The 19,400-nt window shown below is 65.7% G+C and carries 17 protein-coding genes and 1 tRNA gene; 13 read left to right on the plus strand and 5 right to left on the minus strand.

Features of this window, described 5'->3' with window-relative positions; all coding sequences use genetic code 11:
- Window positions 1-124: 124 nt before the first annotated feature.
- Window positions 125-3,085, plus strand: coding sequence for a G8 domain-containing protein (locus MUH00_RS00095; RefSeq protein WP_247001446.1), 2,961 nt, complete (start codon window positions 125-127; stop codon window positions 3,083-3,085).
- Between the two features lie 70 nt (window positions 3,086-3,155).
- Entirely contained in the window at window positions 3,156-3,911 is a 756-nt protein-coding gene (locus MUH00_RS00100; RefSeq protein ID WP_247001448.1) for a hypothetical protein, read from the plus strand.
- Between the two features lie 4 nt (window positions 3,912-3,915).
- On the opposite strand, the gene sucD is transcribed toward MUH00_RS00100, so the two are convergent.
- Both sucD and sucC read right to left on the minus strand, forming a co-directional pair.
- Entirely contained in the window at window positions 3,916-4,788 is an 873-nt protein-coding gene (sucD, locus tag MUH00_RS00105; RefSeq protein WP_247001450.1) for a succinate--CoA ligase subunit alpha, read from the minus strand.
- Window positions 4,785-5,936, minus strand: coding sequence for an ADP-forming succinate--CoA ligase subunit beta (gene sucC / locus MUH00_RS00110; RefSeq protein ID WP_247001452.1), 1,152 nt, complete (start codon window positions 5,934-5,936; stop codon window positions 4,785-4,787). The genes sucD and sucC overlap by 4 nt, the downstream gene beginning before the upstream one ends.
- Window positions 5,937-6,145: 209 nt before the next feature.
- On the opposite strand from sucC, the gene MUH00_RS23055 reads away from it, so the two are divergent.
- Entirely contained in the window at window positions 6,146-6,265 is a 120-nt protein-coding gene (locus MUH00_RS23055) for a phosphohydrolase (RefSeq protein ID WP_345780919.1), read from the plus strand.
- Window positions 6,266-6,530: 265 nt separating this feature from the next.
- Window positions 6,531-7,403 (plus strand): UbiA family prenyltransferase, encoded by an 873-nt coding sequence (locus MUH00_RS00115; protein ID WP_247001454.1) that lies wholly within the window; start codon window positions 6,531-6,533, stop codon window positions 7,401-7,403.
- Between the two features lie 36 nt (window positions 7,404-7,439).
- On the opposite strand, the gene MUH00_RS00120 is transcribed toward MUH00_RS00115, so the two are convergent.
- Window positions 7,440-7,667, minus strand: coding sequence for a DUF5795 family protein (locus tag MUH00_RS00120; protein WP_247001456.1), 228 nt, complete (start codon window positions 7,665-7,667; stop codon window positions 7,440-7,442).
- A gap of 424 nt (window positions 7,668-8,091) precedes the next feature.
- Here MUH00_RS00120 and MUH00_RS00125 point away from each other — a divergent pair, with 424 nt between their 5' ends.
- From MUH00_RS00125 to MUH00_RS00145, 5 genes are all read left to right on the plus strand, one after another.
- Window positions 8,092-9,039, plus strand: a complete 948-nt coding sequence (locus MUH00_RS00125; protein ID WP_247001458.1) for an ABC transporter substrate-binding protein — start codon at window positions 8,092-8,094, stop codon at window positions 9,037-9,039.
- A 15-nt stretch (window positions 9,040-9,054) separates the two neighbouring features.
- Window positions 9,055-9,792 carry an ABC transporter permease gene (locus MUH00_RS00130; protein ID WP_247001460.1) on the plus strand — a complete coding sequence of 246 codons (738 nt, stop codon included), beginning with the start codon at window positions 9,055-9,057 and terminating at the stop codon, window positions 9,790-9,792.
- A complete protein-coding gene (locus MUH00_RS00135; RefSeq protein ID WP_247001462.1) occupies window positions 9,789-10,556 on the plus strand; it encodes an amino acid ABC transporter ATP-binding protein in 768 nt (255 codons plus the stop codon). Before MUH00_RS00130 ends, MUH00_RS00135 begins: the two co-directional genes overlap by 4 nt.
- 45 nt (window positions 10,557-10,601) lie before the next feature.
- Entirely contained in the window at window positions 10,602-11,318 is a 717-nt protein-coding gene (locus MUH00_RS00140; RefSeq protein ID WP_247001464.1) for a TOBE domain-containing protein, read from the plus strand.
- A gap of 223 nt (window positions 11,319-11,541) precedes the next feature.
- A complete protein-coding gene (locus tag MUH00_RS00145; RefSeq protein WP_247001467.1) occupies window positions 11,542-13,905 on the plus strand; it encodes a PAS domain-containing protein in 2,364 nt (787 codons plus the stop codon).
- 65 nt (window positions 13,906-13,970) lie between these two features.
- Here the strand turns inward: MUH00_RS00145 and MUH00_RS00150 are convergent, their stop codons facing one another.
- On the minus strand, window positions 13,971-14,480 hold the full coding sequence (locus tag MUH00_RS00150) for a hypothetical protein (RefSeq protein ID WP_247001469.1): 510 nt from the start codon (window positions 14,478-14,480) through the stop codon (window positions 13,971-13,973).
- Between the two features lie 324 nt (window positions 14,481-14,804).
- Window positions 14,805-14,879, minus strand: a tRNA-Glu gene (locus MUH00_RS00155).
- Window positions 14,880-15,142: 263 nt separating this feature from the next.
- On the opposite strand from MUH00_RS00155, the gene MUH00_RS00160 reads away from it, so the two are divergent.
- The 4 genes from MUH00_RS00160 to MUH00_RS00175 all read left to right on the plus strand — a co-directional run bounded on the left by MUH00_RS00160 (window position 15,143) and on the right by MUH00_RS00175 (window position 19,341).
- Window positions 15,143-15,880 (plus strand): fumarylacetoacetate hydrolase family protein, encoded by a 738-nt coding sequence (locus tag MUH00_RS00160; protein ID WP_247001471.1) that lies wholly within the window; start codon window positions 15,143-15,145, stop codon window positions 15,878-15,880.
- A gap of 121 nt (window positions 15,881-16,001) precedes the next feature.
- Window positions 16,002-16,709: an MBL fold metallo-hydrolase gene (locus MUH00_RS00165; RefSeq protein WP_247001473.1), complete on the plus strand. Its 708-nt coding sequence runs from the start codon at window positions 16,002-16,004 to the stop codon at window positions 16,707-16,709.
- Between the two features lie 157 nt (window positions 16,710-16,866).
- Window positions 16,867-18,237 carry an Nramp family divalent metal transporter gene (locus tag MUH00_RS00170; RefSeq protein WP_425603059.1) on the plus strand — a complete coding sequence of 457 codons (1,371 nt, stop codon included), beginning with the start codon at window positions 16,867-16,869 and terminating at the stop codon, window positions 18,235-18,237.
- 66 nt (window positions 18,238-18,303) lie between these two features.
- Window positions 18,304-19,341 carry a DUF8108 domain-containing protein gene (locus MUH00_RS00175; protein WP_247001477.1) on the plus strand — a complete coding sequence of 346 codons (1,038 nt, stop codon included), beginning with the start codon at window positions 18,304-18,306 and terminating at the stop codon, window positions 19,339-19,341.
- The last annotated feature ends 59 nt before the right edge of the window (window positions 19,342-19,400 follow it).

A 19,400-nucleotide genomic window follows, 5' to 3' on the forward strand; every position in this document is an offset into this window, starting at 1 on the left:
CCTCCCGTTCGTTTCACCGATCGTGACTGACAACTTACGCAACCTTTTCGGTGATCGAACACGGTCCTTCGGGACGACGTACTGTCGGCCCGATCGATGACCGATCGGGCTGGCGGTTCCAGACATGTCGTCGAACGAGTCACCCGAGGACGAGGCGGACGAACCGCGAGGAGTCGCACGGATCGATCGGCGAACGGTCCTAAAGGGAGCGGCGGCCGCCGGCGTCGGGCTGGCGGGTGCCGGCGCGCTCTACCGCCGGCTCGGGACGGCCGACGCCAAGAGCGATCACGAACGGGCGCTCGAGTTGGTCCAGCGCGACGACGTCACCCACCGAGCCGCCGGCGACGGTCGGTGGACCGACGACACCACGTGGGAGGACGGCGAGCGACCCGACGACGGGGCGCGGGTCCACGTCCCCGCGGACACCACGGTTGAGGTGGGGAGCGAACTCGAACCCGACCTGCGGACGATTCGAGTCGACGGCGCGCTCGCGTTCGATCCGTCCGCGGAGACGAGACTCGGCGTCGAGACGGTGGTCGTCACGTCCGACGGATCGCTCCGCGTCGGGACGCCGGACGACCCGATCGGGCGGGACGTTTCGGCGACGATCGAGTTCGTCGATTTCGGCGCGATCGACACCGACGACGACCCCGCGCGACTCGGACGGGGACTCGTCTCCCTGGGACCCGTCGCGGTCTGCGGCGCGGCGACGGACGGGTTCCTCCCCGCGTCGACGCCGCCGCGAGCCGAGGACGCGGCGGTCGAACTCGCGAGCGAGCCCGAGGGATGGTCGGTCGGCGACCGCGTCGTCGTGGCCGGACTCGAACCGCGCGCGAACGAGGACGAGGAGCGGCGGATCGTCGGTATCGACGGACGCCGGATCGAACTCGACGAGGCGCTCTACTACGATCACGTGCCGCCCGCGGACGACCTCGACGCTTACGTCCTCAACCTCGATCGGAACGTCCGGTTCACATCGGAAACGGACGCCGTCGATCGACGCGGCCACGTCATGGTCATGCACCCGTCGGTCGAGCTCAGCAACGCCGGCTTCTACGATCTCGGCCGGACCGACAAGACGCGCCCGTTCACGGACCCGATCAACGGGGAGGCGATCCCCGGCGCGGAGCCGAATCCGAAAGCGCGGTACGCGGTCCACCTCCACCACACCGGCATCGACCGCCGAGACCCGGTGTCGATCTCCGGCTGTGCGGTCTGGGACAGTCCAGGGTGGGGATACGTCAACCACGGCAGCTACGCCGAGATCGAGGACTGCGTGAGTTACGAGGTGACCGGCGCCGGCTTCGTCACCGAGAGCGGCAACGAGCGCGGCGCGTTCAGGCGCAACTTCGCCCTCCGGTCCGAGGGCTCCGGTCAGCACGTCGACGCGCGCCGGATCTTCGGCGATCGCGAGCCGAACCCGGACGGTAACACCGCCCCGGTCGACGACTTCGGCCACGGCGGCCACGGCTTCTGGTTCCAGGGGCCGGCGGTCGAGGTCGAGGAGAACGTCGCCGCGGGTCATCGCCACTACGGATTCGTCTACTGGAACCGCGCGCTCGCCGAAGCGCCGGTCGATCGGGAGAAGCTCTCGAGCGAACGCGGACAGATCGCCAACTTCCCGGTCGAGTACCTGGACGGGCAGGCGGATCTCGCTCATTCCGATCTCGTTGCGGACGAGCCGGGCGACGGCGCGTTCGCGGAGCACGGCGATCACGGCGACGGCCAGAACGACGAACACGCCGGCCACGGTGACGATGGCGGAGATAGGCACGAACACGGGGCGGAAGGCCACAGTGGCTACATCCCCTCGAGTTTCGTGCGACTCCGCTCGTTCCGCGACAACACCGTCTTCGCCTCGGGCGGCGGCGTCGAGATCTCCCGGCACATGTTCGGCCGATCGCACCGCCGCGGCGCGGCGTACAGCGTCGTCGACGGGCTGACGGTGTACGCCGTCGGCGACTTCGTCACCCACTGGGGATCGATCGACGAGAACCACGGCGATCTCGGACTCAAGGTCAAGTACAGCGCGAACCTCCTCGTTCGAGACAGCCGGCTGCTTGGCGGCGACGGCACCGGAATGGGCGTCCATCACAACGACGCGGTCGACAACCTGCTCTTCGAGGGAACGACGATCGAGGGCTGGGACGTCGGCGTCCGAGCGGCGACCGGACTGGCCCACATCACCGACTGCGAACTCGCCAACCGCCGGAACGTCCTCGTCCGTGCCGGCCGTTCGGGCCGCTGGAACGCTGGGCCGCAGCTTCGGATCACGGACACCGATCTTCGACGGGGGCCGATCGAACTCGAACTGGACAGAGAGGGGCGGTTCTGGGGCCTGCTGGCGGGCGACGACCACGTCTCGATCGACGGCCGAACCGTGTACTTCGACGAGCAGGCACCCGACTACGTGCCGTTCCCGGACGAGGGGAACGTCGAAGCGATCGACGGGACGGACGAACTCGCCGACCTCCTAGATCGGGAGGAAGTCGACCCGACAATCCTGGTCGGCAAGACGAACCGCGAACTCGCGGACGAGTTCAGCTACCCGATTCGGGGCGAACTCGCGCCCCGATCGGCCGTCGCCGACGATCGGATCGAAGGCGGGCGGCTCGCGTCCGCGACTTCGGAGGCGATCGTCGAGACCGTGGACGCGGCCGACGGCGACGTCGAGCCCCCGATGTTCGTCGAGGAGGGTGAGGACGCGGCGAGCGGGCAGTACGTCGCGCCCCGCGACGCCGAGAGCGTCCACCACCCGCCGCCGAACGGGCTGGCGCGGTACGCGATCGACGTGCCCGCCGGCGAGTACCGGCTCTGGGCGCGGGTCGTCGCGCCCGACGAGGAGTCGGACTCGTTCTGGATCCGGATCGACGACGGCGACTGGATCCGCTGGGACTGGATTCACCACACTCGAAGCTGGCGCTGGGCTCGGGTTCGCGACAGCGAAAACGATCACGAGCCGGTGTCGGTGCGCCTCTCCGGCGGCGAACACGAACTCACCGTCGCCTACCGCGAGGACGGGACGAAACTCGATCGGCTGCTGGTGACCGACGCCGATTTCGTTCCGTTCGGCCCGGATTCGTGATCGGTCACGAAGCGTTCGTTTCTTCAGCCCGGCCGGAAAACACTTACTCGATTACGACAGCTGAAAAGTAATGATTCGGTCGCGATCCGTGCTGATCCTCTCGGGGCTCGTCGCCGTCGCCCTGTTGGCAACGATCGCTCATCCGGCGGCGCTCGCCGCCCCCTATCACGAGCAAACGCCGTCCTACGCGGTCGCGCACGAATCGACCGACGCGTTCGACGAAACCGTCGAAGAGGGCGAGTTCGACGTCGACGACCCGACGCCGGTGAGCGACCTCTCGCCCGTAACGCAGCGGGCCTTCGAGGAAGCCACCGACCAACCGGCGGATCCGGGCAGCGAGTACCGCGGCGCCGGCTGGCGATCGCACCCGGGCGTTACGATCTGTAACGAGGATCTGCACGTCTGCGATGAGTACGAAGAACTACCGGAATTCCCGAACGACGGATACGCCGACGGATCCCACTCGGCCTACGGCGTCGTCGAAGCCGACGGCGAACTGTACCTTGTGGAGACGACGTCCGGGCCGTATCTCTCCCTCCCATTCGCGACCATCTTCAAATCGATCACGTTCGTCCCGTACGCGCTGTTTCTCGTGTTTTCGGCGACGTCGCGGAGTCGATTCCGCCCCGAAGAAACGACGCTGCTCGCCGGATACGGGCTGGCGATCGTCGCGTTCGCCTTCGCGTACCCGTACCTCGTGATGTTCGAGTATCTCCCGCTGGCCGAGTCGGTGTTCGTCGCGATCGGATGTACGTGGCTGCTAACGATCGCCGGCCTCGAGGTACACGTTCGTCGATACAAAAAGGGCGATAGAGTCGGCGCCTGAGTCGTTACGAGAGGAACTCCTCGATGTGGTCGGCGACTTCCTCGGGGGTGTCGCCGACGGGGACGCCGGCGTCGTTGAGCGCCGAGATCTTGCTCTCGGCGGTGCCGGTGCCGGACCCGGAGACGATCGCGCCGGCGTGGCCCATGCGCTTGCCCGGCGGGGCGGTGCGGCCGGCGATGAAGCCGGCGACGGGCGTGTCGACGTGCTCGTCGATGAACGCGGCGGCCTCCTCCTCGTCCTCGCCACCGATCTCGCCGCACATGACGATCGCTTCGGTCGCCGGGTCGTTCTCGAACAGCTCGAGGGCGTCGACGAAGTCGGTGCCGATGATCGGGTCGCCGCCGATGCCGATCGCGGTGGTCTGGCCGATGCCGCGCTGGGTGAGGTTATCGACGACCTGGTAGGTGAGGGTGCCCGATCGGGAGACGAGGCCGACGTTGCCCTCGGCGAAGATGTTGCCGGGGAGGATGCCGAGTTTCGCCTCGCCGGGCGTGATGAGGCCGGGACAGTTCGGCCCGATGAGTCGGGTGTCGGTCTCGGTGAGTCGCTTGTTTACCTTCGCCATGTCCTGGGTCGGAACGCCCTCGGTGATGGCGACCGCGAGGTCGAGGTCGGCGTCGAGCGCCTCGAAGATGGCGTCGCCGGCGAACGCCGGCGGGACGAAGATGACGGACGTGTCGGCGTTTTCCTCCTCGACGGCCTGCTGGACCGTGTCGTAGACGGGGACGCCGGCAGCCTCCTGGCCGCCCCTGCCGGGAACCGCACCGGCGACGACGTTCGTGCCGTACTCGATCATCTGTTCGGCGTGGAACTTGCCTTCCCCGCCGGTGATACCCTGTACCACGACGCGCGTGTCGTCGTCGACTAAGACGCTCATTGTTCGCTCACCTCCCCAGCGTACTCGACGGCACGCTGAACCGCATCCTCGAGGGTCTCTTCGACCGTCACGAGGTCCTCGTTCAGAATCTCCATGCCCTCCTCCCAGTTCGTCCCGGCGAGTCGGACGACCACGGGTTTCGGAATCTCGTCGAACTGTTCGAGCGCTTCGTTGATCCCCTTGGCGACCTCGTCGCCGCGGGTGATCCCGCCGAAGATGTTGAAGACGACGCTCTCGACGTTGTCGTCGGAGAAGACCATGTCGAGGGCGTTCGCGATGCGGGCGGCTTTCGCGCCGCCGCCGACGTCCAGGAAGTTGGCGGGTTTCCCGCCGTAGTAGTCGACCAGGTCGAGGGTCGTCATCACGAGACCGGCGCCGTTGCCGATGATGCCGACGTTCCCCTCCAGGCGGACGTAGTCGAAGTCGTACTCGTCGGCCTTCTGCTCGAGTTCGTCGCCGCCCGCGGCCTCCTCTTCCATCTCGGCGAGTTCGGGCTGGCGGAACAGGGCGTCCTCGTCGATGTTCATCACGGCGTCGGCCGCGATGACCTCGTCGTCGCTGGTGACCATCAGCGGGTTGATCTCGGCGTCGGCGCCGTCTCGGCTCTCCCAGAGTTCGTAGAGCGTCATGAGAACGTTCGAGACGTCGCGGGCGACGGCCCGATCGACGCCGGCGTCGTAGACCGCCTTGCGCGCCTGGTAGGGGTGCATGCCGAAGGAGGGATCGACGTGCTCGCGGGCGATCGCGTCGGGGTCCTCCTCGGCGACCTCCTCGATGTTGACCCCGCCGCGGGTCGAGACCATCGCGACCGGTTTGCCCTCGCCGCGGTCCATCGTAATCCCCACGTAGAGTTCGTTGGTAAAATCGACCGCCTCCTCGACGAGCACGCGGTCGACGCGGTAGCCCTTGAGATCCATCCCCAGAATGGCGTCGGCCGCCTCGCGGGCTTCCGCTCCGTCCTCGACGAGTTTGATCCCGCCGGCCTTGCCGCGGCCGCCAACCTGTACCTGCGCTTTGATCGCAACTGGATACCCGATCTCCTCGGCCGCGGTGACGGCACCGTCGACGTCGGAGGCGAGTTGAGAGGCCGGCGTCGGAATACCGGCGTCGGCGAAGACCTGCTTCGCCTGATACTCGTGTAATTTCATGGCCATTCGAACGGGTGTTCCGCCCTTGCTTAAATCCTGCCTGTTTCCGCTCGCGGGATCGGATCGGCGGCCACGGACAATCCGCCGCGTCGGCTCCGCTCTCGGTCAAATTGCGGGTAATCGCCGGTGCCTCCGCACGGACCACGGCAAAATTAACTCGATTACGCATTAGGGTACTTTTATTAGGCCGGCTGCATTATACTGGGGTGATGCCAGAAGTCACGGTCTCCGAATCCCTGTACAAGAAACTCGAAGAGCAGACGGAGGAGTCCATCGAGGACGCGGTGTGGGAACTGATGTACCAGGCACGTCGAGAAACGCAGTATTAGAACGTTTGCAACGCCCGGTTGGTTCTGTCGTGCAGTCTGTTATGTCAGCGGCGAGCACCGCGTTCGCGGGCGCCCACCGAAGCGTTTGACTTCGCCCGGACCCAACGTGGCGACGAGCAGTGGTTTCCGGTATCGTCGACAGGCGTCGAATCCGACCCGGACAGTTCGCGGCCCGCCTCCCGGCTGACGACCGTGCGAAGCGCACCGGTCGAGTGTCGCTCGAGCGTGCGATCGGCTCCCAAATCCGGCCGGAGGCGATGTCCGAGTGACGACGTCGGCCGCCGTGTGCGCTCGGCGACGGTGGGTCTCGTCGCTCGCGGCGGCCCTTCGCGTGCTCGTTCACAGCAACCTCTTCATCTCGCTCGCAGCGGCGAGCGTCGTCGTCACGACGATCGTACTCGCGGACTTGCCGCCCGATCCGCGACCGTTCGCCATCGTCTTCGCGGTCACGATGTTCGTCTATACGGTCAACCGATTCACCGACCTCGAAGAGGACGAGGCGAACGTCCCGCAGCGCGCGGCCTTTATCAAGCGATACGGTCGGCTCTGGCTCGCGATCGGCGCCGTCTGCTACCTCGGGGCGATCGGGTTCGCGATCGCGCTCGACGTCCCTGGGGTCGGCTACATGATCTTGCCGTTGCTCGCCGCCGTGTTGTACTCGACGGTAGGGATCAAGCGTCTGTTTCTCGTGAAGAACCTGTTCGTCGGCGCGGCGTGGGGGCTGATTCCGCTCGGCGTCGGCTACTACTTCGGACAGCCGCGGCGCTTCGAGATCGTGTTTCTGGCCGTCTACGTCGGCGCGATGATCACGATCGCGGCGGTCATCTTCGACGTCAAGGACATCGAGGGCGATCGAGCCGAAGGGATTCGGACGGTGCCGAACACTTACGGCCCCGACCGGACGCGGCTCGTCTCGCAACTGGCGAATCTGCTCGTCGCGGCGGCCGTCGTGGCGGTCGTCGCCCTCGGCTTCCTCTCCCGCGAGTACCTCGTTCTGCTCGCGTTCCAGGCCTACGTCGGTGCCTACATTCCCTTCGCGACCCCCGATCGGGGGCCGCTGTACTACGGATTCGTCGTCGACGGCGAGCACGTCTTTCTGGCCGCGATCGTGCTCGCCTTCGAGTGGCTGGTCTGGTAGCTGCGGGCCGGGGTCGCCTCCCGACGTCGGTAGCGTTCAGTCCCGATCGGTCTCGCTCCAGTCGCAGTCCTGGCACTTCCAGCCGGTGACGAACTCGGTGATCGAGGGCATGTATCCCACGTTCAGCACGTTTCCGCCGCACTCGGGACAGTCCTCCTCTGCCTCCTCGATCGAGTCGACCTCCATCACCGAATCGCCCTCGATCAGCTCCGCGAGTTTCGTTGCTGTAACCATCCGGCCCTGAACGACGCGATTCTCGCTCACGTTCCGGTCTCCGGGAGCGACCACCCTAAGGGTTTCCGCTCGCCACTCGTCGGGTCGCGTTGCGGCCGCGTTCGTCAGCGGATCGAGCGGGTGCGGATACCGAGCGACGGACGCTGGCGCCGTTCAACTAGCGTGCGGTCGACGACGCGACCGCGTCTCTGCGGCTGCCGCCGATCTCCGATCCGCCGTCCTCCTGCCTACCGCGCGCGTACTGGATTCCGACGTGATTTCCCGACGTGAATTCCCCTCCTTTCGACGGAGATCAGCGACCGTTTTGTAACCGCATCCGGTTATCCGAAATCTACAAGCAGTTCGGAAACCGAACGGACAGGCGACACCGGAATCGACGCGATAACTTGGCGTAACCGATCGGGATTACGTCGGCACCCAAAGCTATTTCCTTTCGGCATCTGTCGTGGTATCTATGACGATACAACGGAGATCGTTCATCGCCGCGATCGGCAGCGGCGCTGCGGTCGGGCTCGCGGGCTGTACGGGCCTCGGTAACGAGAGCGACGGCAACTCCGACGGTGACGGTCCGGAGATCAGCGGCGAAACGCTTACGCTGACCACGACGACGAGCACGTACGATACCGGCCTCCTCGACGAACTCAACGCGCCGTTCCAGGATCGGTACGGCGTCATCGTCGACGCCGTCCCCAAGGGGACCGGCGCAGCCCTCGAAATCGCTCGAAACGGCGATTCCGACGTGGTGATGGTCCACGCCCGATCGCTCGAAGACGAGTTCATGGAAGAAGGGTACGGCGTCAACCGACGCGACCTCATGTTCAACGACTTCGTCATCGTGGGTCCGGCCGACGATCCCGCCGGGATCTCGGGGGGCGAGGACGCGCTGGCGGCGTTCACCGAGATTGCGAATACGGGATCGACGTTCGTTTCCCGCGGGGACGAGTCGGGGACCCACACCAAGGAACTCGCGATCTGGGAGGAAACCGGCGTCGGCGACGACGAGTTCGGCGACTGGTACCAGGAAGCCGGGCAAGGAATGGGCGAGGTACTCGTACAGGCCGACCAGAGTGGCGCCTACACGCTCTCCGATCGCGGGACGTACTTGTCGATGCAAGACAAGGTCGATCTGGAGATCCACGTCCAGGGGCCGGTCAAGGGCGGCCCGGAACTGCTCGCGAACCCGTACGGGATCGTCGCTGTCAACCCCGCCGTTCACAACAACGTGAACTACGATCTCGCGATGGCGTACATCGGCTTCGTCACGAGCGTCGAGGGCCAGGAGATAATCGAAGGATACACCGTCGAAGACGAGCAACTGTTCTTCCCCAGAGCGCTCTCCGAAGATCCGAACTTTCAGCAGTACGTTCCCGAGGGGTGGGAATCTTCGGCGAGCGACGACTGAGGTGATCACACCAGAATGCCACTCGACGCCAGTCCGATCGCGCCGCTGCTCGTCGACGCCCCGCCGCTAGTCGCCGAGTTCCCCTTCGAGTGGCCCTACGTTCGGAGCATCGTCCGCGTCTCCCTGTACGTGAGCCTCGCCGCCGTCGCGCTGAGCACGCTGTTCAGCCTCCCGGTCGCCCTTCTCGTCGGATTCAGGGAGTTCCCCGGGAAGGCGCTGCTCACGTCGATCATCAACACCGGGATGGGGTTTCCGAGCGTCGTCGTCGGACTCTTCGTGTTGTTTGCGGTGTCCAATCAGGGGCCGCTCGGCTCGCTCGAGCTCATATTCACCACGGAAGCGATGATCATGTCGCAGTTCGTGCTCGCAACACCGGTCATCACCGGCGTGAGCCTCGCCGCGGTGAGCAGCGTCGAACAGAACGTCCGCGATGCGGCGTACGCGATGGGCGGAACGCGGTTCGACGTCGCTCTCGTGACGATCAAAGAAGCTCGGTACGGCATCGCGACGGCCGTCCTCGCGGGATTCGGGCGGGCGATCAGCGAAGTCGGTTCGGTCCTCATCGTCGGCGGCAACATCACCGGCCCGAACGGGATTTCGAAGACGCGGACGCTCACGACCGCGATCCAACTCGAGGCGCGACAGGGTCGATTCGAAATGGCGTTGGTCCTCGGCGCGATCCTCGTCGTGCTCGTGTTGGTCGTCAACGCGATCGTGGTCCGACTGGGAAGCGGCAACGGGAGGTACCGATGATGCTCGCGGCGAAAGACGTCCACCACGGGTACGGAACCGAGACCGTCTTCGAGGACGTCTCGCTGTCGGTGACGCCCGGCGAGGTCGTCGCGATCATCGGCCCATCCGGCGTCGGAAAATCCACGCTGTTGCGGTTGCTCGCCCTCTTCGACGCGCCCGACGAGGGAGTGATCGAGTACGACGGCGAAGACGTCTGGCTCGCCCCCGAACGGCAGCGACTCGAGTTTCGCCGCCGAATCGGCATGGTCTTCCAGGAGGCGAGTCTCTTCGATGCGAGCGTTCGACGGAACGCCGAGTACGGCCTCCGAATCCGCCGATCGTGGCCCGATCGCCTCCGCCACGAACTCGCGACCCTCGTCGGGCAGCCCAACGGAACCGGCGACGCGCTCGAGGCGCTCGACGCCGTCGGCCTGCGGGAGAAGGCCGACCAGGACGCCGCGTCGCTCTCCGGCGGCGAGGCCCAGCGCGTCGCGTTCGCCCGCGCGCTCGCGTACGATCCGGACGTGCTCCTGCTCGACGAACCGACGTCCGACCTCGATCCGCGGAACACGGCGGTCATCGAGGACGCCGTGTTGCGGGCGCGAAACCGCGGCATCGGCGTCGTCATCGCGACCCACGACATGCACCAGGCCGAACGGGTCGCGGACCGGGTGGCGGTGTTGCTCGGCTCCGAGATCATCGAGGTCGACGACGCCGAGACGGTGTTCGAGAACCCGAGCGACCGCCGAACCCGGAAATTTATCGCGGGCGAACTGATATACTGAGCAACGGAACCGGCGCCAACGCTCCCGATACACCCGACGCTACGAATGACGATCGAAAAGGAATACACCACGAAGCTCTCGGTCGACGGGGTCACGATCGATCGACGCGACGTCGAGATGCTCGACGCGATCGACCGGTACGGATCGATGCACCGGGCGGCGGACGAACTGGGCCGATCGTACGCGCGCCTGCAGAATCGGATCGTCGAGATCGAAGCGGCCGTCGGCTCGATCACGGAACGAACGCGCGGCGGCAGCGGCGGCGGCGGCACCGAACTGACGCGAACGGCCCGCGACCTCCGGCGGCGATTCGATCGTCACGCGGCCGAACTGGACGGCGTCGCACGGGTTACCGAATCGGTGTTTACGGGTCCCGTCCGAGAGCGAACGGGCGAACTGGGGACCGTCGACACGGCCGCCGGTCCGGTCGTGGCCCTCATCCCCGACGATGCGACCGAGGTGCAGGTCAGCGTCCGATCGGACGCAGTCGTCCTGACCGATCCGGACGAAGTGCCCCGATCGGGCGGCACCAGCCTCCGAAATCGGTTTCCGGGGACCGTCGCCCGGCTCGAACCGGGCGCGGCGATTACCAGAGTGACGATCGACCTCGACGGGGACGCCGAGTTGCAGGCGCTCGTCACGGACGCCAGCACCGATCGATTGGGGCTGGAACCGGGCGCGGCGATCGCCGCGTCGTTCAAGGCGACCGCCGCGAGGGCCACCTCGATCGAGCCGAACCCCGACGACCCGGCATGCCAGTGACGACGGATACGCACTAGTATGGTGTGAGCTGATGGCTCCGCGCGACGTATCTGGAGTGAGTTCGCTGCACGTCTCAACTAACGAGCTAGTTCGGATAAGTGGCAGGTGCGGTGATTTCTGATGCACTTGAACACCTCGAATACCATCCCGCGAGGCGGTTTCAGAGCCGCACCCTGATATGACGACAGCAGTACTTATACCGCTTCCACCGATACGTGTAGTGATGACTTCGTCTCCTCACGCGGATGCGGATTCGGAAATCCACGAACGCATCCGTCAGCAGGAGGTCGTCGCCGAACTCGGACAGCGGGCGCTCGAAACCGACGATCTCGACCAGTTGATGCATGATGCAGCAGTCGCGGTCGCCGAAACGCTCGACAACGAGTACGCGAAAGTGCTCGAGTTGCCTCCGGGCGGCGACGAGGTCGTTCTCAGACAGGGCGTCGGCTGGCGCGACGGGCTCGTCGGCTCGGCGACGGTTCCGACCGATCTGGACTCGCAGGCGGGATATACGCTGCTCTCCGAGGAACCGATCGTCGTCGACGACCTGCGGACGGAGGAGCGATTTTCCGGTCCCGATTTGCTGACCGACCACGGCGTCGTCAGCGGCGTCAGCGTGATCATCGGGTCGGTCAACGAGCCGTGGGGCGTGCTAGGAACGCACGCAACCGAGCGGCGCGAGTTTACGCAACACGACGCGAGCTTCGTTCAGAGCGTCGCGAACGTGCTCGCGTCGGCGATCGAAAACACGCAGACCGAGCGCCGGTTCAAGGCGGTGTTCGAGGATCCGAACATTCTCGTCGGACTGCTCGAACCGGACGGAACGGTGGTGGACATCAACGAAACGGCGATGGAATACATCGACGCCACGCTCGACGACGTGACTGGAGAACTGTTCTGGGAGACGCCGTGGTGGGGAAAGGGAGACGAGGTCCAGTCGGACGTGAAAGAGTGGACCGAGCGAGCGGCGACCGGCGAGTACGTCGATTTCGAAGCCGATCTCACCCGACCGACCGGCGAGCGATATACGCTCAGCGGTTATTTTAGACCGGTTCGGGACGACGACGGCGACGTCGTCTCGATCATCGTCTCCGATCGTGACATCGCCGAGCGCAAGCAGCGCGAACGGCAGCTCAGAAAGTCCGAACAGCGCTACCGAACGCTCGCCGAGAACTTTCCGAACGGGATCGTCACGATGTTCGACACCGATCTCCGGTACACACTCGCTGCCGGACGCGCCTTCGACGACCTCCCGTTCTCCTCGGGCGACGTCGAAGGGAAGCACGTTCGGGAGGTGTGGCCGTCGGACATCGGCGATGCCCTCGAATCCGCGTTCCGAGACGCCCTCGAGGGGGAAACGCAAACGGTCGAAGCCGAGTACGCCGACCGAGAGTGGGTTATTCACGTGGTTCCGCTCGCCGACGACGACGGGGCGATATTCGGCGGGATGACGATGGCCCAGGACGTCACCGAACGGAAAGCGCGCGAGCGCGAACTCGAACGAGCGCTCGATCTGCTCAACAAGACCGAGCGAATCGCGGACGTCGCCGGGTGGGAGGTCGACCCGGACACCATGGAGCCGTACTGGTCAGATCACCTCTTCGATCTGCTGGACGTCTCCTACGACGAGCAACCGTCGCTGGAGGAGGCCCTCGACGTCTACTACACCGACGAGGATCGGGCGATCATCGAGGAAGCCATCGAGGAGGCGCTCGACACCGGCGAACCGTTCGATGTCGAGACGCGCTTTCCGCGGCCGAGCGGCGACGTGGGTTGGCTCCGGATCCAGGGCGATCCGGAGGTCGAGAACGGAACGGTCGTCACGCTCCGCGGGGCGCTCCAGGACGTCACCGAGCGCAAAAACCGCGAGCAGCGGTTAGAAGAGCTGATCGAGAAGCTCGAAGCGTCGAACGAACGCCTCGAACAGTTCGCGTACGCCGCCTCCCACGACCTGCAAGAACCGCTGCGAATGGTTTCGAGCTACCTCCAACTTCTCGAGCGCCGGTACGGCGACGACCTCGACGACGACGGCCGGGAGTTCCTCGAGTTCGCGGTCGACGGCGCCGATCGCATGCGGGAGATGATCACCGCCCTCCTCGAATACTCGCGGGTCGACACGCGCGGCGATCCGCTCGAACCGGTCGATTTGAATCGCGTCTTCGAGGACGTTCTGGAGAATCTGCAGGTTCGGATCGCCGAAAGCAAGGCCGACATCACGGTCACGGAGCTTCCTCGCGTGAACGGCGACGCCAGCCAGTTGCGCCAGGTGTTCCAGAACCTCCTCGAAAACGCGATTACGTACAGCGGGGACGGGCCGCCACAGATTCACGTCGACGCCGATCGCCGAGGGCGCTGGTGGCAGCTCTCGGTTCGCGACGAGGGTGTCGGCATCGATCCCGACGATCACGACCGGGTTTTCGAGGTGTTCCAGCGGCTCCACAGTCGCGGTGAACACGCCGGGACCGGCATCGGACTAGCGCTCTGTCAGCGCATCATCGAACGCCACGATGGGCGCATCTGGGTCGAATCCAACGCCGACGGAGGAGCGACGTTTTCGTTTACGCTTCCGGCGGTGGACGATTCGTAACGTCTCGCGTGAACCCGCCGGCGATCGGCTCGTTACGAGCTCGTCGGTCGCGGTGCACCCGGTTCTCAGGCGTCCTCTTCGTCGGGATCGTCGGGATCGGCTGGGCCAGGTAGCGCCCCCGGGATCGTCGCAGCCAGTAGATTCTGAACGTAGCGCATCCCAGTCGCGATCGCCATCACGCTGTCCATCAGCGCCTGCTGGGTCGCCTCTCCCGGGTAGATTCGGTGTTCCAGCTGGAGCGTCTCGGCGTTTCGAAGCTCACAGGCCTGCCCCTCCTTGTCGAGGAACGTGTAGAACCCGGGCGTCGTCGCGAGCACCGGCCCGAGCTGACTCAGTAGTTCCGTGCGCGATTCCTCGTCCCGGATGAGTCGCTTCGCGCGATCGGTGTCGAACCCGCTGCGTCCGACGACCCGGATCGGCCCCCGCTGCTCCTCTTTGATGAGGTGGATCGGCAGCCGCGAGAGGGTCACCTGCAGGTTGAACTCCGTCTCCTCCTGCGAGTGCGGCGTTACGTCCTGGATGGCGTTCCGATCGAGCCACCAGCGGACCTGTTCCTCGCTGACGTGGGTCGTCATACCCCGGGTTCGGCTCTGAGGCGAAAAAGCGTTGAGCCGGCACTATACTCCACTTTCGAATACGAGTGCTTGCGGAACGATCGAAGCTTGCGACCGGGTCTGCGGTATACGTTTCTTGCGGGAAAACCGATTGTAGATGTGCCTTCTCACCGGTCTGAAGGCGGTAGGGGACTCGCGAGTTTTCTCGTCGCAAACCGGGCCGTCTGGGAGTTGAACCACGCCGAGACGTTCCGGGCCGTTCGCGCCGTTCACTTCCCGGGCTGCAACTTCTCTACGTCAAATCCAGAATCGAATTCTTCGCTCACGAGCGTGGTCGCGAAGAAGTGCTCCGTCTGGGATTTGAACCCAGGTCATCGGCTCGAAAGGCCGAAATGATTGGCCGGACTACACCAACGGAGCGTACACCTCGGTCGCATCCCGCGCGTCGACGGCTACGCCGCCGTACGTCGATGCGATCGCAATTGTTGGTTGCGGGGGGCTAGTAAAAAGCGTTCCGTTCCGAGGCGGCGGTGCCACGTAGTCACGTACGCGGTGTGCGGTCAGCTTTGGTCGGCCTGCGATCGCGTCGCCACTCCGTCGATCGATCGCACTGTCGACTGCGAGCCGGCGCGCGATCGACCGGCATCTCAATCCTTTTGTCCTCGGCCCGTGACCGATCGGCCGTGAAATACGTTCGATTCCGCGATCCCGCCGGCGCCGTCCGCCGCGGCGAGTACGAAAGCGGCCACGTCCACTTCGGGAACGAGAGCTACGCGATCGACGACGACGCGATCGACGTCCTCCCGCCCTGCGAGCCGTCGAAGATCGTCTGCATCGGTCGCAACTACGCCGACCACGCCGACGAGATGGGCAACGACGTGCCGGACCGGCCGCTGCTCTTTTTGAAGGGACCGAACGCGCTCGCGGCCCACGGCGACACCGTCACCGCACCCGCGGGCAAAGAACGGATCGACTACGAGGCTGAACTGGGCGTCATCATCGGCGAGCAGTGCCGGCACGTCCCCGAGGTCAACGCGATGGACGTCGTCGAGGGTTTCACCTGCGTCGACGACGTCTCGAACCGCGACGACCAGAATCAGGAACAGAACTGGATCCGCGGCAAGGCGTTCGACGGTGCCGCTCCGATCGGACCGGTGCTCGCGACGCCGGACGAGGTGCCCGACGACGCGTTCGTTCGCTCGCGCGTCAACGGCGAACTGAAGCAGGACGGCCACCTCGGCCAGCTGATCTTCCCGATCCCGGAACTGATCGCCGAGATCACGACCTACATGACCTTGGAGCCGGGCGACGTGATCGCGACCGGGACGCCGGAGGGCGTCGGGCCGCTCGAGGACGGCGACGAGGTCGAGATCGAGGTCGAGGGCGTCGGAACGCTCTCGCACTCGATCCGCCGGCCCTGAGGCGGGTGCCGCGAAACCCGATCGACACGGATCACTATCGACGCGATTCTCGTCCGATACGAATCACCATCGACGCGGCCGAGTCGAACCTTTTTCGATCGCGTCTGTCGAATCCCGAGTCATGACCGTTCGCTTCGGCGCGGTGACCGTCGACTGGCTCGGCCTCGCGACGATCCGTCTCGCGGGCGAGACGGGCGTGGTCATCTACGTCGATCCCGGCCCGGAAGAGTACGGCGTCCTCGAAGGTTCCAACCCGCGGGACGGCGACCTGATCCTCGTCTCGCACGACCACCACTACGATCCGGACTCCATCCGACGGGTCGCCCACGGGGACGCGATCGTCGTCGTCCACGAGTCGATCGACGCCGACGAGATCGATCGCATCGACGAGCGACCGGAGGACCTCCCCTACGACGTCGAGCGCGTCCGCGCCGACGAGTCGTTCGTCCTCGGCCCGCTGGACCTGTTCACGACGCCGGCGTACAACGATCCCGACGGCCCGCACGTCGACGAGCGCGGCGATCCGTACCACCCCGAAGGGCAGGGCTGTGGCTTCGCAGTCACTGTCGACGGCGTGACGGCCTTCTGGCCCGGCGACACCGACGCGCTGTCGTATCACGAGGACGTGGATGTCGACCTGTTCCTCCCGCCGATCGGCGGCACGTTCACCATGGATCGTCGCGAGGCCGCGGAACTGGCCGGTGTCACGGTTCCGGATCTCGTCCTGCCCGTTCATTACGACACGTTCCCGGCGATCGAGGCCGATGCGGACGCGTTCGTCGTCGACGTGGCGAACCGGGGCGTACCGGTGGTCATCGACGATCAGTGATCTCCAGCGCTGTACATTCGACGACGGATCCGTGGGTATAAGTTCCGGGTCGCTAATTCTCCGGTAAAATCTATGCCAACTATTGACAATCGCACAATTCCGGGACGAGGGGCGATACCGGGTCTCGGACGAGACGGGCGGGCGAATCGCGAATCGGGTGGGAGCCGTGGCGAGTAAGCCGGACGCCGGTGCTACGACCCGGGACCCCGACCTCACGTATCCCTCGTCGGACTGGTCGGGGTTTTTCAAGAATCACTTCGGGCCGTCGATGCTCTGGGCGCTGATCAGCATCGGCGGCAGTCACATCGTCATCGCGCCGACGATGGGGGCCAGTTTCGGGCTGGTCGCGATCTGGATGTTCGGCCTCATCTACGTCGCGAAGTACGGCGCCTGGGAACTCGGCGTCCGCTACAACTACGGCATGGGTGCGAACCCGATCGAAGGGTACCGCGACCTTCCGGGCCCGAAAAACTGGGCGCTCTGGCTGACGATCGCCGTGTTCACCGTCATGTACACGTTCATCACGGCCAGCGTCGGCATGAGTTCGGCGGCGTTCGTCGCCGCGCTCGGCCCCGACTGGGTCACCGCGCCGTGGGCGTACGTCGTCTTCGTCAGCGCCGCCGGCGCGCTCGTGTTGGTCTCGCGGTACTCGCTCCTCGAGAAGGTGCTGATCGGATTCACGGTCGCGATCGGCGTCCTGGTCCTGCTCGGCGTCGTCGTCGGTCCGCCGTCTCCGGAGCGAATCGCGGAGACCGCCTTCGCCGTTCCCGATCTCACCGGACCGGCCTTCGTCGCGCTGTTCGCCGCCGCGGCGGGCTTCGCGCCGACCGGCTTCAGCACGAGCATCCTGATCGGAAGCTGGAGCATGGCGAAAGGGGACGGGGCCGGCGAACTCCGATCGAAAGGACTGGATCCGAACGATCCGGCCTACCACGACTACATTCGCGCGTGGATCAGGACCGGACGGCGCGACTTCAACGTCGGCTACGCGTTCAGCTTCGTTCTGATCGTCGCGATGGTGATCTTGGCGACGAACGTCCTCTACCCGAACCCGCCGGAAGACGCGAACCTCGCGTTCGCGATCGGAAACATCCTGAGCGACTCCTTCGGCGCGTGGTCGTACTACGCGATGCTGATCGGCGCCTTCGCGGCGCTGTATTCGACTGTCATCACGCTCCTGGACGGCGCAGCGCGGGCGACCGGCGATATCCTGCCGCTGGCGCTCGAAGACGAGAGTATCGATAGCGAACGCGTGCGAAAACTGGTCGTCGTGGGCGTGGTCGTCGTCAGTAGCGCGATGGTTCTCGCGCTCGGAAACGTCCCGGTGACGCTGTTGCTCTACGTCGCCGCCGTCCTCGCCGTCACAGAGATTTTCTTCTACCCGGCGAACTGGTACGTCGTCGAGAACCACCTGCCGAAGCCGTTCCGGCCGTCGCGCGCCTGGCGCGCCTACTACGTCGGCAGCCTCGCCCTCGTCTTGCTCTTCGGCGCGATGGGGGCCGCGCTTCGACTCGGTCTCATCGGCTAACCCCGATTCGCATCGGGTTTCCGAACGCTCCAAACCATTACTGTCGCGCCCGGCGTGTCGTATTCTATGCGCGGCGATCGGTCACGCGACCCGATCCGGAACCCGGGTCGCGATCGGGGTGATCGCGGAGTCCGGTACTGTTCGAACTGCGGCGAGTCCCTCCCGCCGCCGGCGAAGTACTGTCCGAGTTGCGGGACGCCGACCGGTCGCGACGGATCGTCTGCTGACGGTCGAACTCGATCACGATCCGCCGCCGATCCTACCAGGAGCGCGTCCGCGACGACCGATCGGGAGATTCTCGAACACCGGATCGCGACGGCCGTCCGGAACGGCTGGGAACTCGAACGCGACTTCGGCGACCACGCCGTCATGGTTCGGCGCACGTTCGGCGGCCTGAACGCCCACCTCCTCGTCGCGCTCGTAAGCGTCTGGTGGACGATGGGGCTCGGAAACGTCCTGTACGGTGCATACCGGTACGTCACCGACGCCGATCGAGCGGTACTGTGGGCGGACGACGTCGACGGCGCCGGTACCGACGCTGTCCGCGTCGGTATCGATACCGAGACTGCCGATCGGGCCGTGAGCGACGGGCGGACGAGCGCACGCCTCACGGCCGCCGTGTACTGGCTCGTCGCCGCCGTCACCGCGGGTATCGGCGTCTCGCTGTCCGGGTCGATCGTCGCGACCGGAGCGTTCGCGCTCGCGTCGATGGTCGCGCTCGCGGGCGTCGGCGCCCTCCCGTCGGTACGGCGCCGACTCGATCGTCGCCACTCCGTGCTGGCGAACGGTCGCGTCCGATCGGTCGACGAACGGGCCGTCGTCGAGTTCCGACGGCCGTGTTCGGCCTGCGCCGACATCGTCGGGCGCGGCGTCGAACGGACCTATCGCGAGGACGTCTGCCTGTTCGGGGTTCCACTCTCGACGTCGTCCGGGCGCAACTACTACTGTCGACGGTGTGCGAACGCGGAGCGCGTCTCGGTACCGGATCCCTCCGCCGAGCGTTCGGAATTACCCCGGCCGGCGAACCGCTCCGGATCGAGACGCACTCGAAACGCGGACCGATCGGGGAACGGCGTCTCGGATACCGAGCGCGAACACACCTGACGGTCACCGTCGGCGATCGAACAACGAGAATCGGCAGGAACGTCGACGATCGGTCAGTA

This window comes from Halosolutus gelatinilyticus, from assembly GCF_023028105.1.
Classification (GTDB): domain Archaea; phylum Halobacteriota; class Halobacteria; order Halobacteriales; family Natrialbaceae; genus Halosolutus; species Halosolutus gelatinilyticus.